The sequence below is a fragment of the Pseudomonas baetica genome (genome assembly GCF_051216495.1).
In the GTDB taxonomy this organism is placed as follows: Bacteria; Pseudomonadota; Gammaproteobacteria; order Pseudomonadales; family Pseudomonadaceae; genus Aquipseudomonas; species Aquipseudomonas baetica_B.
Genome location: NZ_JBPKAM010000026.1, coordinates 35,103 through 52,272, shown reverse-complemented (window position 1 = coordinate 52,272; position 17,170 = coordinate 35,103). Strand labels below are relative to the sequence as shown.

At 58.9% G+C, this 17,170-nt stretch carries 16 protein-coding genes; 7 read left to right on the top strand and 9 right to left on the bottom strand.

Annotated features, from left to right (window positions below; translation table 11 throughout):
- The gene (locus tag ACSFE6_RS12115) at positions 1-1,197 is read left to right on the top strand and encodes an acyl-CoA dehydrogenase family protein (RefSeq protein ID WP_435427828.1); all 1,197 of its coding nucleotides are present in this window, start codon (positions 1-3) and stop codon (positions 1,195-1,197) included.
- A 10-nt stretch (positions 1,198-1,207) separates the two neighbouring features.
- Positions 1,208-2,347, top strand: a complete 1,140-nt coding sequence (locus ACSFE6_RS12110; RefSeq protein WP_435427827.1) for an acyl-CoA dehydrogenase family protein — start codon at positions 1,208-1,210, stop codon at positions 2,345-2,347.
- Positions 2,348-2,374: 27 nt separating this feature from the next.
- Here ACSFE6_RS12110 and ACSFE6_RS12105 read toward each other — a convergent pair whose 3' ends face one another.
- Both ACSFE6_RS12105 and ACSFE6_RS12100 read right to left on the bottom strand, forming a co-directional pair.
- A complete protein-coding gene (locus ACSFE6_RS12105) occupies positions 2,375-2,947 on the bottom strand; it encodes a hypothetical protein (RefSeq protein ID WP_435427826.1) in 573 nt (190 codons plus the stop codon).
- A gap of 844 nt (positions 2,948-3,791) precedes the next feature.
- Entirely contained in the window at positions 3,792-4,718 is a 927-nt protein-coding gene (locus ACSFE6_RS12100) for a LysR family transcriptional regulator (protein WP_435427825.1), read from the bottom strand.
- Between the two features lie 151 nt (positions 4,719-4,869).
- Between ACSFE6_RS12100 and ACSFE6_RS12095 the strand changes: the two genes are divergently transcribed.
- The 4 genes from ACSFE6_RS12095 to hutC all read left to right on the top strand — a co-directional run bounded on the left by ACSFE6_RS12095 (position 4,870) and on the right by hutC (position 8,705).
- Positions 4,870-6,045, top strand: a complete 1,176-nt coding sequence (locus ACSFE6_RS12095; protein ID WP_435427824.1) for a M20 aminoacylase family protein — start codon at positions 4,870-4,872, stop codon at positions 6,043-6,045.
- Between the two features lie 46 nt (positions 6,046-6,091).
- Positions 6,092-6,871, top strand: a complete 780-nt coding sequence (locus tag ACSFE6_RS12090) for an ABC transporter substrate-binding protein (RefSeq protein ID WP_435427823.1) — start codon at positions 6,092-6,094, stop codon at positions 6,869-6,871.
- Between the two features lie 9 nt (positions 6,872-6,880).
- The gene (locus ACSFE6_RS12085; protein WP_435427822.1) at positions 6,881-7,720 is read left to right on the top strand and encodes a phytanoyl-CoA dioxygenase family protein; all 840 of its coding nucleotides are present in this window, start codon (positions 6,881-6,883) and stop codon (positions 7,718-7,720) included.
- Between the two features lie 247 nt (positions 7,721-7,967).
- Positions 7,968-8,705: a histidine utilization repressor gene (hutC, locus tag ACSFE6_RS12080; RefSeq protein ID WP_435427821.1), complete on the top strand. Its 738-nt coding sequence runs from the start codon at positions 7,968-7,970 to the stop codon at positions 8,703-8,705.
- 59 nt (positions 8,706-8,764) lie between these two features.
- Here the strand turns inward: hutC and ACSFE6_RS12075 are convergent, their stop codons facing one another.
- From ACSFE6_RS12075 to ACSFE6_RS12050, 6 genes are all read right to left on the bottom strand, one after another.
- Positions 8,765-10,168, bottom strand: a complete 1,404-nt coding sequence (locus ACSFE6_RS12075; protein ID WP_435427820.1) for an amino acid permease — start codon at positions 10,166-10,168, stop codon at positions 8,765-8,767.
- Positions 10,169-10,279: 111 nt separating this feature from the next.
- Positions 10,280-11,812: a histidine ammonia-lyase gene (gene hutH, locus ACSFE6_RS12070; RefSeq protein ID WP_435427819.1), complete on the bottom strand. Its 1,533-nt coding sequence runs from the start codon at positions 11,810-11,812 to the stop codon at positions 10,280-10,282.
- 150 nt (positions 11,813-11,962) lie between these two features.
- A complete protein-coding gene (hutU, locus tag ACSFE6_RS12065) occupies positions 11,963-13,639 on the bottom strand; it encodes a urocanate hydratase (RefSeq protein ID WP_435427818.1) in 1,677 nt (558 codons plus the stop codon).
- A gap of 222 nt (positions 13,640-13,861) precedes the next feature.
- A complete protein-coding gene (locus ACSFE6_RS12060; RefSeq protein ID WP_435427817.1) occupies positions 13,862-14,626 on the bottom strand; it encodes an ABC transporter ATP-binding protein in 765 nt (254 codons plus the stop codon).
- A 16-nt stretch (positions 14,627-14,642) separates the two neighbouring features.
- Positions 14,643-15,353, bottom strand: a complete 711-nt coding sequence (locus ACSFE6_RS12055) for an ABC transporter permease (protein WP_435427816.1) — start codon at positions 15,351-15,353, stop codon at positions 14,643-14,645.
- Positions 15,350-16,078: an ABC transporter permease gene (locus tag ACSFE6_RS12050; RefSeq protein WP_435427815.1), complete on the bottom strand. Its 729-nt coding sequence runs from the start codon at positions 16,076-16,078 to the stop codon at positions 15,350-15,352. Before ACSFE6_RS12050 ends, ACSFE6_RS12055 begins: the two co-directional genes overlap by 4 nt.
- 11 nt (positions 16,079-16,089) lie before the next feature.
- On the opposite strand from ACSFE6_RS12050, the gene ACSFE6_RS12045 reads away from it, so the two are divergent.
- The gene (locus ACSFE6_RS12045; RefSeq protein WP_435427814.1) at positions 16,090-16,218 is read left to right on the top strand and encodes a hypothetical protein; all 129 of its coding nucleotides are present in this window, start codon (positions 16,090-16,092) and stop codon (positions 16,216-16,218) included.
- Positions 16,219-16,375: 157 nt separating this feature from the next.
- Here ACSFE6_RS12045 and ACSFE6_RS12040 read toward each other — a convergent pair whose 3' ends face one another.
- Positions 16,376-17,149: an ABC transporter substrate-binding protein gene (locus tag ACSFE6_RS12040; RefSeq protein WP_435427813.1), complete on the bottom strand. Its 774-nt coding sequence runs from the start codon at positions 17,147-17,149 to the stop codon at positions 16,376-16,378.
- Positions 17,150-17,170: the final 21 nt, after the last annotated feature.

Here is a 17,170-nt window from a genome sequence, read left to right as displayed (position 1 = left end):
ATGGATTTTCATTCCGACGCCGGGCTCGAGGCCTTCCGCGAGCAAGTTCGTCAGTTCCTCCGCGCACATGTACCTGGCGAACTCACTGGCCTGGCGCGTTGCACGCGTTCTCCGCGTGAGCAAGTGATGAGCTGGCAGAAGCTACTCAATGACCAGCGCTGGGGCGCGCCGTACTGGACCCGGGAACATGGCGGCAACGGCTGGACGGTCCAGCAGCAGCTCGTATTCGACGAGGAATGCGCCGCCCTCGGTACGCCGACCCAGGATGGTTTTGCGCACAAGCTACTGGGGCCGGTGCTCAACGCCTTCGCCACCGATGAACAAAAAGCCGAGCACCTGCCGCCGATCCTCAGCGGCGAGCGCCTGTGGTGCCAGGGGTTCTCCGAGCCGGGTGCCGGTTCGGACCTGGCCTCGCTGAAGACCCGCGCCGAACGCCACAGCGATCACTATGTCATCAACGGCCAGAAAACCTGGACCAGCTACGCCCATGAGTCCGACTGGATCTTCCTGCTGGTACGCACTGACACCGAAGTGCAGAAGCAGGCCGGCATCAGCTTCCTGCTGGTGGACATGAAGACACCTGGCATCACAGTGCGGCCGATCCGTACCATCGACGACGCGCACCATCTCAACGAGATTTTCTTCGACGACGTCCGGGTACCGGTGACGAATCGGGTGGGCGGTGAAGGGCAGGGGTGGACCATTACCAAGTTCCTGCTCAACAACGAGCACGCCACCACAGCCGAACTGCCAGCCCTCAAGCGCTACCTTCACGAGTTACGCCAGTTCGCGGTGACGGTCGAGGTTGAAGGTTCCGCGCTCATCGAGCGCCCTGAGTTCGCCCTGAAGCTGGCACGCCTGGAGGCCGAGCTGCAAGCCGTCGCCATGCTGGTACAGCGAGTCGCGCAGCTGGAACAGGCTCACGACCCCAAGGCAATGACACTGGGGTCGATGCTGAAAATCCGTGGTACGGAACTGCAGCAACGCATCACCGAAGCCCAGGTTGAGGCATTGGGCACCTACGGCGCGGTGACCTATGCACACCCGCACAATGCGCCGCCGGAAGCGGCGTATCCGTTACAGCAGCAAGCCCGAGGCATCGCCAACGATATGTTCTTCCGTCGCGCCTCGACCCTTTATGGCGGAACCAGCGAAGTGCAGCGCGGCATCATCGCCAAGCTGTTGTTCCAATTTTAAGGGCAGGGTTATGGATTTCGCATTGAGTTCGGAACAACGACTACTGCAGGACAGCGTTCGTCGTTACGTCGACAAGGCATACAGTTTTGAGGACCGCGCAGCGCTGCTGAAGGCGGGCGTGAACGGCAGCACCGCGAATTGGGATGTCTTTGCTGACAATGGCTGGCTGATGGCCGCGTTACCGCAAGCGTACGGCGGTTTGGGTGGTGCTCTGTTGGACAGTGTAATCATTGCCCAGGAACTGGGCCGTGGCCTGGTGCTGGAGCCGTTTATGGCCTGTGCCGTGCTGGCCGCCCAGACGCTGTTGGCGGCGGGCTCGGAGACGCAAAAGTCGTGGCTGCTGCCGCAGATTGCGAACGGTACATACCGGATCGCACTGGCTTACAGCGAGGCGGGTTCAAGAGGCATGCCGTTGCCGGTCACCCTGCAGGCCGAACGCCAAGAGAATGGTTTTCGCCTGACCGGACGCAAAAGTCTGGTGCTCGGTGCTGTCGGTGCGAACGCCTTCATTGTCTCCGCGCAGATACCGCAAACACCCGGCATCAGTCTGCTGCTGGTCGATGCCGATAGCCCGGGCCTGCAACGCCAGACACTGCCTTTGCACGACGGCACCTGGGCTCAGGACTTGCACTTTGACGCCGTGGAAGTCGGCGCCGAGGCGTTGCTGGGCAAAGCGGGGCAGGGTCTGCATGGTTTGCGCGAGGGCCTGGCCAACGGCATCGCCACCCTGTGCGCCGAGCTGATCGGCGTCATGGAAAAAACCATTGAGGTCACGGCCGACTACCTCAAGGTCCGCCAGCAATTCGGAGTGCCCATCGGTTCCTTCCAGGCCTTGCAGCACCGCCTGGCTGACATGGCGACGGAGATGGAACTGGCACGTTCCAGCCTGCATGTTGCCCTGGCGTCGATGGCCAATGATGACGAAGCCACCCGTTCCAAAGTACTGTCGGGCTGCAAAATGCTCATCTGCCGCGCGGCGAAGTACGTCTGTGGACAGGGCATCCAGTTGCATGGCGGTGTCGGCATGACCGAGCAATACCTGATCGGCCATTACTACAAGCGCGCTATTGTCGCTGACCTGCAATTGGGCAGCAGCGACTGCCACGAAGCCGCATATGCGGCCGCCCTGCAGGCAGAATTACGAGGGTAGGGGGCTGATCGAATTCAGTCGATGAAACTACTTCGGGTACATCCGGTTAATGGCCACTTCGGGAGTTTCATTGTTGATCCCCACGCGTATTGCCATTGGAAGTTTTCCCGTCAGCCCCTGAAAACGTGAGTCGTAGGCCAACGTCCAATCGAGGAGAGCCTTTCGTTCCAGTGGACTCAAATTGAAAGCGCTGCCGTCCGACAATTGATAACCCTCGTAAGCTATGCAGGCAGCAGACTTGCTCAGGCTTTTTTCGATAAGCCTTATTCCAAGGTTGTGTAGTTGTTCCTCAAGAACTGTGATCATCACGCTTTGCACTTCGGCATCATTGGTATCGGTGTCTGTATATTTTTCGGTAGCGATGAAGGCCCGCGCTGTAGTTTCCTTGGGAACAGCATCGGCAAGAATCTTGCCTACTTGCTCCACGACCTTATAAAGATTATTGGCTCGATGAATATGAGCCAACAATGCCGTGCTTCCTTTCTGAACGCCTAAAATGATGCAGGGCGACGCCCCGACCGTCCACAGCGCCGTCACGATCCCTCTGTTCTGGGGGTGCATCACGCCTATTTCACCCATGCCTACCATCATGCGTGCCATATCAATGTCGTCCTTTGCTTCGATTGATATCAGTTCACAACGTTCATACACCGTAGCCAATGTTTGTCAGAGCGTAGCTATTGATGAAAAGACAGCAAATCATGCTGAAGGAAAGGGCAAGCTAGCTAAATACAATTATAACTAAACTAAAGAGTCATTTAGATTAGTTATAATTTATGGTTATCAAAAATGAAAGAAGGGCTATTGGGTTAACCGAGGAATCTTAACGCTCAACGTTATTTCGCTAAGCGGCAAGAAATGATCCAAGCCAATGAAATGACGACTCGGACTTTATATGGTCAACCCATTGTGGCAAGGGGATTTATCCCCGTTGGGTCGTGAGCGGCCCCAAAAAATGGTTCATCACGGATTACCGGGAAACACAAAGACAAAAATCCACGCTGTTGTAGGAGCCGGCTTGCTGGCGATAGCGGTCGGACAAACAACATTAACGTCGACTGTTACACCGTTATCGCCAGCGAGCCGGCGCCTACAGGGATTGTTGGTAAACCATCACACAAAGAGACAACTCTGGATTGCCAATAGACGGTCGCCATACAGGCCCAGCCAAGCGAAGAAGTGAGTCCCGTTGTTGATCATGTGATGAGTGCCGAAACGAATGCGGATCAACAGGTGTATTCATTGTGAGCCGGACCGATGGCCAGCGAACAGGTGATCCTGAATAGACGGTGCCAGGTGCAAAATCTGACCACTCAGCGCCCCCAATGCATTATATGAGACTACACATAATGTATATTATGTTAAATGATGTGTCAGAACATCGCAGAACCGATCCTCACACATCGGGCTTTTGCTCCACCCGCAATTCGCGGCCTTGATTGAATCAAACCAGTAAATCCACAGTCTGCAACATCCGCCGATACGGCGAATGCGACTGCCCCATCTCCCGCTGAATGGTTTCGATCAAGCATTCCAGAAATCTCTCCGCAGCTGGCCTCAAGGGCTGCCCGCTACGACTGATGGCGCCTACCGACGCGCTGCCCACCGATTCGCGTAATGGCAAGGCGCACAAACCTTCGCGTTGAGCGCAAATTTCCACCAGCGGCCAGGGAAAGATGCTCAACATGTCTGTTTCACGCAGCAAACTCATGATGATCGAGATCGAATGGGCGAAATGCACATGGCCCCGAGTCGAAATCGCGCCATCTTGCTGTGAGGCCAGTATCCAGTCGGCTGATTCCAGCTCCTCCATGCTGTGGCAGTCGGACAACGGGTGTTGCTGGCGAGCAACTACCGCACAATCAGCCGTGAACAGCGGCTGATAGGTCAAGTCGGTGCTGGAAAAACGAGTATCGAGACGACCTATGAACAGATCGACTCTCGCCTCACGCAGCATTGGGCACGCCACAGATGAAAGCCCCTCGTACAATTCAAGTTGCACCTGCGGGAACAGTTGGCGAAAACGTACAACCGCCTTGGGCATAAGGGTCATCGCCAACCAAGGTGTGACGGCAACCGACAAACTTCCTGTCAGCTCTCCATTCTCTTCAGCCAATACCTGTTGCGCATTGCTCATTTGCGCGACCACCAGGCGTGCCTGAATCAACAGCTTCTTGCCAAGTTCAGTAAACACAATCCCTGTGGCGTTACGGATCAGCAGTTGCGTCGCGCTGTCTTGCTCCAGCTTCTGGATGGCCTTTGTGACCGCGGCCGGAGACGTGTCGAGGCTTTTGGCAGCACCGCGGATGCTGCCGGCGTCCGCCACCGCAACCAGTGCGTTGAGTTGATAAAACTTCATGGTATCCGCCACTGTTAACCTTGGGTTGTCGCGTTCACTTTCGATTGTCTGTCAGCCGTTGCCCTGGCCCTCTACTCTCGGACCCATACCGCCCAGGCTTCGGTTCTCAACAAAGGACCGTACCAGAGGTACCTCCAACTGGTCATCAAGGAAAACGCTGCCAATGACAGACTCCATCGCGCTGTTAAAGGAAATTGAGCAGGAAATGCGCGAACTGCGCCACCAGATCCATGCCAACCCTGAACTCGGTTACCAGGAGGTCGAAACCAGCGAACTGGTCGCCCGACGGTTGCTGGAATGGGGTTACGAGGTGAACCGCGGGATCGCCGAAACCGGAATTATTGCCACGCTGAAAAAGGGTACGAGCTCACGGGTGATCGGTATAAGGGCAGACATGGACGCCCTGCCGATCCTGGAAAAAACCGGTCTGCCCTATGCCAGCCGCATACCCGGCAAGATGCACGCCTGTGGCCATGACGGGCATACGGTGATGCTCCTGGCGGCCGCATACGCCCTCGCCCATGGCCACCCGTTCGACGGTACCGTGCGCCTGATTTTCCAGCCTGCCGAAGAAGGCCTGGCCGGTGCGCGACGCATGATCCAGGAGGGTGTGCTGCAACAGTTCCCTTGCGACGCGGTGTTCGCGGCACACAATATGCCTGGTTACCCTGTCGGCAAACTCGGCTTCCGGGCAGGCCCCTTCATGGCGTCCGCTGACCAGGTCAGCGTGACGATTCATGGCAAGGGTGGTCACGGCGCCATGCCGCACTTGAGCGTCGATCCAGTGGTGGTCTGCGCCAGTATCATCATGGCCTTGCAGACCATTGTCTCGCGCACCGTTTCGCCTCAGGAAATGAGCGTGATCACCGTCGGCTCAATCAATGCAGGCAAGGCTTCCAACGTGATCCCGGACAGCGCACACATGCTGATTTCCGTACGCTCGCTGAACAATGCGGTCAGGGACCACCTGGAGCAGCAGATCTGCAAGCTCATTCATGCCCAGGCCGAGGCGTTCGGTGCGACCGCCGACATCCAATACAGTGCCGATTACCCCTTGCTGGTCAACGATCAAGAAATGACCCAATTCGCCAGCCAGGTGGCCGTCGACTGGTTGGGTGAAGACGAAGTCATGAACGATATCGTGCCCTTCAATGGCAGCGAAGACTTTGCCTATTTCCTGCAGAAATGCCCCGGTTGTTACCTGATTATCGGCAATGGCGACGGCGAGAAGAGCTGCATGGCTCACGACCCGCGCTACGACTTCAACGATGACATCCTGATCCGGGGCGCGGGCTTCTGGGTCAAGCTGACCGAAGCTTTCCTACCGCTGAACGCTTGAGATACGACCTGTCCTACCGCTAAAACCAATAAAAAACGAGGTCATCATGCAGCTACTTAACCGTCATTACGCCGCCCTGCTCTTCGGATTGATCATGGCCCCGCTGTCGCAGGCGCAGCCGGTAATCAAATTCGGGGTGGACCCCAGCTACCCGCCATTCGAGACAAAGCAGCCGGATGGTTCATTGAGCGGTTTCGATATCGACCTGGGCAACGCCCTGTGCGCCGAGTTGCAGGTCAAGTGCATTTGGGTCGAGCAGAGTTTCGACGGCATGATCCCGGCGTTGAAGGCCAGGAAGTTCGACGCCATCCTTTCCGCATTCAGCGCCACCGAAGTGCGTCGCCAGCAGGTCGACTTCAGCAACAAAATCTACACCGCTCCCTCTTCGCTGGTGGCGAGGAAGAACTCGGGGCTGCTGCCGACGCCGCAGTCATTACAAGGCAAGTCGGTCGGGGTCGTTCAAGGCTCGTTGCACGAAAGTTACGCCAAGACGCAATGGGGTCGCCAGGGCGCCAACATCCTTTCCTACCAGACCCAGGACCAGGTGTTTTCAGACCTCATCAATGGACGCCTGGACGCTGCGTTCCAGGCGTCGGTTCAAGCCGACATCGGTTTACTGCAAAAGCCTCAAGGCCAGGACTTTGCCTTTGCAGGAGACCCCATCACCGACAAAAGCATCATCGGCGATGGCGTCGCCATCGGTATTCGGAAGAACCAGCCAGAACTCAGGGAACAACTCAACACAGCCATTGCCGGCATTCGCCAGTCGGGCCAGTACGACCAGATCGCGAAGCAGTACTTCAACTTCGATATTTACGGCGAATGAGGCAAACCCATGAATGATCTGACCCAACACATTCAATCACGCGCTTTGCCCGTCAGCGACGAAACGATTCGTGCTTTCCAGCAAGATGGTGCCGTGTGTATCCGCAACGCGTTTACGCCAGAGCTCATCAGCGAGCTGACCCGAGGCATCGAACGCAACCTGGCCCAACCCAGCCCCCGTGCCAAAGTGGCGAGCAGCCCTGACGACCCGGGCTGGTTCTTCGAAGACTTCTGCAACTGGCAAACGAATGCGCACTATCGCAACTTCATCTTCGATTCCGCCATCGCGCCCATTGCGGCGGCGTTGCTGGACAGCCAACAGGTGCGCCTGCATCACGACCACTTACTGGTCAAGGAGCCCAATACACGTCAGCGAACCCCCTGGCACCAGGACCAGCCGTACTACAACATCAGCGGCGCCGATACCGTCAGCTTTTGGATTCCCGTCGACCCCGTACCACGGGAATCAACCCTCGAATTCATTGCCGGATCACACAAGGGCCCCTGGTTGATGCCTCGATCTTTCATGGACAGCCAGGCCAAATGGTTTGCCGAAGGTACGCTCGACGAACTGCCGGATATTGAAAGTCATCGCGAGGATTTCCCCATATTGGGATGGGCGCTGTCACCCGGGGACATGGTGTGTTTCAACATGCTGACCTTGCATGCGTCGTCTGGGGTGGCGGGGCAAAACCGACGTCGTGCCTTCTCAGTGAGAGTCATCGGCGATGACGTTCGGCATGCGCCGAGAGCCTGGGCCACCTCCCCTCATTTCCCCGGTCTTGAAGACACCCTGGCAACTGGCGCCCCTTTGGAGCACGAGTTGTTTCCAACCCTCTGGCCCCGCTAACCGGATTGCGAGCAAACGGATTTTGCTCCCGAACGCCCCAAAATCGACCTTGAAGTTGATCGCCGGAACACTGGATGACAGTGTTCCGGCGCTTTACGATGCCTACCCTGCTCTACTCCCCATCCAAAAAGCATTTCAGCCATTGGGCTTCGGCACTTGCAGCCATCCCCCGTAACCTGTGACGATACGGTCCTTTTCTCCACACCTCGGCAACTATTCATGCCGCACCGCAATTACGGACCGACCCATGATTAAAAATGCACCGCAAGCGCTCTATCGGCGTGCGAAGGACTTCGTGCAGGACCAGCTTCGCGCGGGCGTCTGGAAAGCCGGTGACATGATTCCCTCGGAGCATCGGTTAGTCGAGGAACTGGGCATGTCGCGCATGACGATCAACCGTGCCTTGCGCGAGCTGACTGAGGAAGGTCATCTGGTACGGATTTCCGGCGTGGGCACTTTCGTCGCCGAAAGCAAGCCGCAATCGAACCTGCTGCGCATTACCAACATCGCCGACGAGATCATCGCTCGGGGTCACACTTACACGTGCAAGGTGCTGCACCTGGGGCGCGAAGTCGCCTCGATGCCGGTGGCTGCTGCGTTGTCGCTGCCGACCGGTGCTTCAGTTTTTCATGTGATCTGTGTGCACAGCGAAGAAGGCATTCCGGTGCAGCTCGAGGATCGCTACGTCAATCCCGAGATGATTCCGGAATTTCTCCAGCAGGATTTTGGCGAAAACCTGCAACCTGCCATGTATCTGTTGCAGGTACTGAGGCCCGATGAAATGGAGCATATTGTCGAGGCCAGCCACCCCAGCAGCGACGAAAGCAAATACCTGCAGATCGATATCAATGAACCCTGCCTGGTGCTCATGCGCCGGACCTGGAATCAGAGCAAGATCGTGACCTACGTGCGCTTGATCCACCCCTCTTCGCGCTATCGCCTGGGCAGTCGCCTGCCGGTCAATGCAGTGCACAGGGACAACTGACACCGGACAGTGCAATTTCATCAGGACTGGCGAGGGGACTTCTCCCCTCGCCGTTCGGCTTAACCGACAGAAGCCTCGCCCATCACCCGCACCGCCCGCCCTGCCGCTGGCTTGACCCATAGCAGGTAAGCAAGCACCAACAAGGCAATCCATGCGATGCCGACGATCAACGCCGCTTGGGTATCCGGGAAGTAACCCAACACACCGAAGATGAACGCCATGAAGGCAATCGCGGCCATGGGCGCATAGGGCCAGAACGGCACCGGAAACTTCAGCTGTGCGACTTGTTCAGCGCTCATGGAGCGACGCATGGCGACCTGAGTCAACAGAATCATCAACCAGACCCAGACGGTGGCGAAGGTCGCGATCGAAGCGATCAGGACGAACACGTTTTCCGGGATCAGGTAGTTCAGCAGTACGCCACCGAGCAACGCGGCGCTCATGACCACCACGGTCATCCATGGCACGCCATGACGCGATAACTGGCCGAAGGCCTTGGGCGCGTGACCTTGCTGGGACAAGCCGAACAGCATGCGCCCGGCACCGAAGATGTCGCTGTTGATCGCCGAGATCGCCGAGGAAATCACCACGATATTGAGGATGGTGGCCGCCGAGCTGATGCCCAGGTTGTCGAAAATCTGCACGAACGGGCTGCCGTTGCTGCCGATTTGCTGCCACGGGAAGATCGCCATCAACACAAACAGCGTCAGCACGTAGAACAGCAGAATACGCAGGGGAACCGCATTGATCGCCTTGGGCAGAACATGCTGCGGGTCCTTCGCTTCACCGGCGGTCACGCCGATGATCTCGATGCCGCCGAACGCAAACATGACCACCGCGAACGAAGCGATCAGGCCGCCCACACCGTTGGGCATGAAGCCGCCCTGGGTCCACAGGTTGCTGATACCCGTCACGTGCCCGGTCGTGGAACTGCCGATACCGAACGCCATGATGCCGAACCCGCCGAGGATCATCGCGATAATCGCGCCGACCTTGAGCAGCGACATCCAGAACTCCATTTCACCGAAGACTTTCACGGTGCACAGATTCAGGCCGCCGATCACGAAGACGATGCCGAGCACCCAGATCCAGCGCGCCACCTCCGGAAACCAGAAGCCCATATAGATGCCAAAGGCCGTTACGTCGGCAAGGCCCACGATGACCATCTCGAAGGCATAGGTCCAACCCAGGATAAAACCGGCCATCGGCCCCAGGTAGGTGCTGGCGTACTGGCCGAAAGAGCCAGCGACCGGGTTATGCACGGCCATTTCACCCAGGGCACGCATGACCATGTACACCGCCGCGCCACCGATCAGATAGGCCAGCAGCACCGCCGGACCCGCCATCTGGATGGCCGAGGCCGAACCGTAGAACAACCCGGTGCCGATGGCCGACCCCAGGGCCATGAAGCGGATATGTCGGGCCGATAGCCCGCGTTTCAAACCTGTTGCTTGCGCTTGCATTTCGCTTTCCTGATTATTTTTGTCGGGCGAAAAGCCATGCACGGCGAGGCAGGCAGGCCGTGCACGGAAATGGGAGATGCCGGGAGTCAGGCTCCCGGCCAAGGCGCCTGCTTAGAGGCTTGGCAACAACCGCGCCGGTACCAGCTGGTTCAGGCAGCGGGAAGCCAGCAACTCGCTCGCGGCGTTGATGTCCGGGGCGAAGAAGCGGTCTTTTTCGTAGTGAGCCACTTTGTCACGCAGGGTATTGCGCGCCAGTTCCAGCTTGGTCGAGGTCTTCAGGCCTTCGCGCAGGTCCAGGCCCTGGCAGGCCGCGAGCCACTCCACCGCGAGAATGCCACGGGTGTTCTCGGCCATTTCCCACAGGCGCTTGCCGGCAGCCGGGGCCATGGACACGTGGTCTTCCTGGTTGGCGGAGGTCGGCAGGCTATCGACCGAGTGCGGATGGGCCAATGCCTTGTTCTCGCTGGCCAGTGCCGCCGCCGTCACTTGGGCGATCATGAAACCGGAGTTCACGCCACCGTTGGCCACCAGGAACGGCGGCAGTTGCGACATGTGCTTGTCCATCATCAGCGAGATGCGACGTTCGCTCAGGGAACCAATTTCGGCGATGGCCAGCGCCATGTTGTCGGCGGCCATGGCCACTGGCTCGGCGTGGAAGTTACCGCCGGAAATCACATCGCCTTCGGCGGCGAACACCAGAGGGTTATCGGAAACCGCATTGGCCTCGATCACCAGCACTTCGGCGGCCTGGCGGAACTGGGTCAGGCAAGCGCCCATGACTTGCGGCTGGCAGCGCAGGGAATACGGATCCTGGACCTTCTCGCAGTTCTGGTGGGAGTCAGAGACTTCGCTGCGCTCGCCCAATAAATCGCGGTAAGCAGCAGCGGTGTCGATCTGGCCGCGCTGACCGCGAGCGGCGTGGATGCGCGCATCGAATGGTGAGCGCGAGCCGAGTACCGCTTCAACGGTCAGGCCACCCACGGCCAGGGCGCCGGCAAACAGGTCTTCGCCTTCAAACAGGCCGCGCAGGGCGAATGCGGTGGACACCTGGGTGCCGTTGAGCAGCGCCAAACCTTCCTTGGCCGCCAGGGTCAATGGCTCCAGACCGGCCACGGCCAGGGCTTCGGTAGCCGGCAGCCATTGGCCTTTGTAGCGCGCCTTGCCTTCGCCCAACAGCACCAGCGACATGTGCGCCAGTGGCGCCAGGTCACCGGAAGCACCGACCGAACCTTTCAATGGAATGTGCGGATACACCTCGGCGTTGATCAGGGTGATCAGCGCGTCAATGACTTTGCGGCGGATACCGGAAAAACCACGGCTCAGGCTGTTGACCTTGAGCACCATGATCAGGCGGCACAAGGCATCGCTGATCGGCTCGCCGACACCGGCGGCGTGGGACAGCACCAGCGAGCGCTGCAGGTTTTCCAGGTCCTGGCTTGCGATGCGGGTCGAGGCCAGCAGGCCGAAACCGGTGTTGATGCCGTAGGCGGTGCGGTTTTCCGCGAGGATTTGTTCAACGCAGGCGACGCTGGCTTCGATCTGTGCCGAGGCGCTGTTGTCGAGGGTCAGTTTCACTGGCTGTTGGTAGATGGCGCGCAGTTGGGCAAGGCTCAGTTGGCCGGGAATCAGGTTCAATGCAGTCATGTTCAATAGCTCTGAGAATTGTTATTGGAATTCACTGTATGGGTCGCTTTCTGTGGGAGCGGGCTTGCTCGCGAAAGCGATGTGTCAGCCAGCACAGATGTTGAATGTGCTGGCCTCATCGCGAGCAGGCTCGCTCCTACAGGGCAAGCATTACTTGCCGGTAATCATCGGCAGGTTCAGCCCTTGTTCCTTGGCGCAGTCGATGGCGATCTGGTAGCCGGCATCGGCGTGGCGCATCACGCCAGTGGCCGGGTCGTTGTGCAGCACGCGAGCGATACGCTCGGCCGCTTCGTCAGTACCGTCGCAGACGATCACCATGCCCGAGTGCTGGGAGAAGCCCATGCCGACGCCGCCGCCGTGGTGCAGGGAAACCCAGGTCGCGCCGCTCGCGGTGTTGAGCAGGGCATTGAGCAGTGGCCAGTCGGACACGGCGTCGGAACCATCCTGCATCGATTCGGTTTCACGGTTCGGGCTCGACACCGAGCCGGAGTCCAGGTGGTCGCGACCGATCACGATCGGCGCGGACAGCTCGCCGCTGCGGACCATTTCGTTGAATGCCAGGCCGAGTTTGGCGCGCAGGCCCAGGCCAACCCAGCAGATACGCGCCGGCAGACCCTGGAAGCTGATGCGCTCGCGGGCCATGTCCAGCCAGTTGTGCAGGTGGGCATCGTCCGGGATCAGTTCTTTGACCTTGGCGTCGGTCTTGTAGATGTCTTCAGCGTTGCCCGACAGTGCCGCCCAACGGAACGGGCCGATGCCACGGCAGAACAGCGGACGGATGTAGGCCGGTACGAAGCCAGGGAAGTCGAAAGCGTTTTCCACGCCTTCTTCCTGGGCCATCTGACGGATGTTGTTGCCGTAGTCGAAGGTCGGCACGCCCATTTTCTGGAAGTCCAACATGGCTTTGACGTGTACGGCCATCGATTGCTTGGCGGCTTTTACGACGGCGGCCGGCTCGGTCTTGGCGCGAGCGCGGTATTCGTCCCAGGTCCAACCGGCCGGCAGGTAGCCGTTGAGCGGGTCGTGGGCACTGGTCTGGTCGGTGACCATGTCCGGGCGCACACCGCGACGGACCAGTTCCGGGAGGATTTCAGCGGCGTTGCCGCACAGGGCGATGGAGATCGCCTTGCCTTCTTTGGTGTATTTGGCGATGCGCGCCAGGGCGTCGTCCAGATCCTTGGCTTGCTCGTCGACATAGCGGGTTTTCAGGCGGAAATCGATGCTGATCTGCTGGCATTCGATGTTCAGCGAGCAGGCACCGGCCAGCGTGGCGGCCAGAGGTTGCGCGCCACCCATGCCACCCAGACCTGCGGTCAGGACCCACTTGCCGGTCAGGTTGTCGTTGTAGTGCTGGCGACCGGCTTCGACGAAGGTTTCGTAGGTGCCCTGGACAATGCCTTGGCTACCGATGTAGATCCAGCTGCCGGCGGTCATCTGGCCGTACATGGCCAGGCCCTTGGCGTCCAGTTCGTTGAAGTGTTCCCAGGTGGCCCAGTGTGGCACCAGATTGGAGTTGGCAATCAGCACGCGTGGCGCGTTGCTGTGGGTCTTGAATACGCCGACCGGCTTGCCCGATTGCACCAGCAGGGTCTCGTCGTCGTTCAGGTTGGTCAGGCTCTCGACGATCTTGTCGTAGCACTCCCAGTTACGTGCCGCGCGACCGATACCACCGTAAACCACCAGCTCTTTAGGGTTCTCGGCAACTTCCGGGTCGAGGTTGTTCATCAGCATGCGCAGCGGCGCTTCGGTCAGCCAGCTTTTGGCGGTCAGCTTGTTGCCGCGTGGGGCACGGATTTCGACATCACGGAATTTAGTAGGCTTGCTCACCGGGAATCCTCTTGTTGTGGCCTGTTGCGTTGGTTTGTTGGTACAAGGCATGTATAAATACAATCATGTATATACAAGCTTAATCAAGTGAATTTTACATCGAGCTTGTTTTTAGCCCGTTGCGGGGAAAATGACTGGATTTACAGATGAATCTGAACGCCGAATAAACCTGTAGGAGCGAGCATGCTCGCTCCTACAGGGAATTGATGGCGCTTTTTGGGGTTACTTCAGGTTACCGCTGAGGAACTGCTGCAGACGCTCGCTCTTCGGGTTACCCAATACATCCTCGGGTACGCCCTGCTCTTCCACGCGCTCCTGGTGCAGGAACAGCACCTGGTTTGACACCTTGCGGGCAAAGCTCATTTCGTGGGTGACCATGATCATGGTGCGCCCTTCCTCAGCCAGACCCTGGATGACCTTGAGCACCTCGCCCACCAGCTCCGGGTCCAGCGCCGAGGTCGGTTCATCGAACAGCATGATCTCCGGCTCCATGCTCAGCGCCCGGGCAATGGCGACGCGCTGTTGCTGGCCGCCGGAAAGAAACGCCGGGTATTGATCGGCGACCCGTGCCGGCAAACCGACCTTGTCCAGATAGCGCCGGGCACGCTCCTCGGCGTCCTTCTTGCTGACCCCCAGCACCCGGCGCGGGGCCATGGTGATGTTCTCCAGCACAGTCATGTGGCTCCACAGGTTGAAGTGCTGGAACACCATGGCCAGACGGGTGCGCAGGCGTTGCAACTCATCGGCGTCGGCCACGCGCATGCCGTGCCGGTCATGGACCATGCGAATCGGCTGGTTGTCCAGGCTCATGGCGCCGTCGTTGGGCGTTTCCAGGAAGTTGATGCAGCGCAAAAAGGTGCTCTTGCCCGAACCACTGGCGCCGATCAGGCTGATCACATCGCCGGTCTTGGCCTTCAGCGAAACGCCCTTGAGTACTTCATGGTTGCCATAGCTTTTGTGCAGGTTTTCAACGGTCAGTTTGTACATGTGCGAGCCTCCTGAATTAATGAGCCGGGCCAAGGAAGGACAACCAGCGACGTTCAGCCAGGCGGAACAGGCTGACCAGAGAGAAAGTGACTGCCAGGTAGATGGCGGCGGCGATACCGAAGGACTGGAAGGTCAGGAAGGTCGCCGAGTTGGCATCCCTGGCGACCTTGAGGATGTCCGGCACGGTGGCAGTGAAGGCCACGGTGGTCGAGTGCAGCATCAGGATCACTTCGTTGCTGTAGTACGGCAACGAACGGCGCAGCGCCGACGGCATGATCACGTAGGCGTACAGCTTCCAGCCGCGCAGACCGTAGGCCTTGGCGGCCTCGACTTCACCGTGGTTCATGCTGCGGATCGCCCCGGCGAAAATCTCCGTGGTGTAGGCGCAAGTGTTCAGGGCGAAGGCCAGGATGGTGCAGTTCATGGCGTCGCGAAAGAACGCGTCGAGCATGGGCTGGGCACGTACCGCGGCGATGCTGTAGATCCCGGTGTAGCAGATCAGCAGCTGTATATACAGCGGCGTGCCGCGAAACAGGTAGGTGTAGAACTGCACCGGCCAGCGCACCCAGGCATTGCGTGAGACCCGGGCGATCGACAACGGCACCGACATCAGGAAGCCAATGAAGATCGAGGCGCTGAGCAACCAGAGGGTCATGGCCAGGCCGGTGATGTTCTGGCCGTCGTGAAAAAAGAAGGGTTTCCAGTATTCCTGCAATAGCTCGATCATCGTACGGCCTCACGGGTGCCTGCGGCGTAGAAGATTTCCAGCCGACGCAGGACGTAGTTCGAAACGGTGGTGACCACCAGATAGATCAGGGCTGCCAGCATCAGGAAGAAGAACAGTTGGTAGGAACTCTTGCCGGCGTCCTGGGCCACCTTGACCAGATCGGCCAGACCGATGATCGACACCAGCGCGGTGGCCTTGAGGATGACCATCCAGTTATTGCCGATGCCCGGCAGTGCGAAACGCATCATTTGCGGGAATACCACCAGGCGAAAGCGCTGGGCGCGGGTCAGTCCGTAGGCGGTAGCCGCTTCCATCTGTCCCCGTGACACGGCGAGGATGGCACCCCGGAAGGTTTCAGTGAAATACGCCCCGTAGATGAAGCCCAGGGTAATCACCCCGGCGCTGAAAGGGTCGATTTCGATGTACTCCCAGCCCATGGCTTCTGTCAGTTGGGTCAGCCAGGTTTGCAGGCTGTAGAAGATCAACAGCATCAGCACCAGGTCCGGCACCCCGCGAATCAGCGTGGTGTAAGCCTGCGCCGGCATGCGCAACAGCGCCGATCGCGACAGCTTGGCGCTGGCACCGATCAGGCCCAGGCCGACGCTGACCAGCAGGCACATTAAGGATAATTTGACCGTCATCCACGAGCCTTGCAGCAGCATTGGGCCAAAGCCCTTCAGGCTGAAGCCCGACAGCCCGAGAAGCTGGAGAAGATTATCTGGCATGGAACACCTCCATGACGCAGGAGGCAGACACGCAAGGAGCAGAAGCAAAGCGGATCAGAAAGGTTTTTTTCATTGTTGTTTTCCTGAAGACCAACATGAGCGCTTGTGGCGCGCGGGTATCGAACCTCGCCACACCTTGACCCAGGTCGTGAACAGACCCGTGAGTCGAGGTGGTACCGACTCTAATCCAGCCATCTCTACTTGTACAGACAGGCATAAGCATTTGGTCGGGCGGTACGCTCGAAGATGGGGGGACGGTGCCAGGCACCCTCCCCTCAACACCCGCACGCCGCTCGACTACCCGTTGTTGATATCGAAATCGAAGTACTTGGCCTGGATCTTTTCGTAGGTACCGTTGCGATGAATCTCAGCCAGGGCGTCGTTGATGGCCTGCTTCAATTCGGTATCTTCCTTGCGCAAGCCGATGGAGGCGCCGACCCCCAGGGTTTTGGTGTCATGCACGGCCTCGCCGGAAAAAGCGAAGTCACGACCTTGCTCGCTTTTGAGGAAGCTCATCTGCGCTTGCACCGTATCCTGCAGCGCGGCATCCAGTCGCCCCGACAGCAGGTCCTGATACACCAGATCCTGATTCTGGTACGACAGGACGGTGACCCCATTGGACGCCCAGTGGGTCTTGGCAAAGGCTTCCTGGGTCGAGCCCATCTCCACGCCGATGCGCCGGCCCTTGAGCGACTCGACCACTGGCAGGATGTCCGTGCCCTTCCTGGCGACCAGACTGGAGGGGGTATGGTAGATCTTGTCCGAGAAGTCGATCTGCTGCAGACGCTTTTCGGTCACGCTCATCGACGACAGAATGCCGTCGAACTTCTTCGCCTTGAGCCCCGGAATCACACTGTCCCAAGGACTTTCCACCCATACGCATTTGGCCTTGAGCTGGGCACAGATGGCGTTGCCGATATCGATGTCGAACCCCACCAGCGTACCGTCGGGCGCCTTTGATTCGAACGGCGCGTAACTGGGATCGACCCCGAAGCGAATGACGGTCCAGTCCTTGGCATGGGCGCCGCTGGCAGCCAGAAACAGGGCGAGCGAAATGACGAGTTTGTTCATGGGAAACTCCGAAAACAGGTT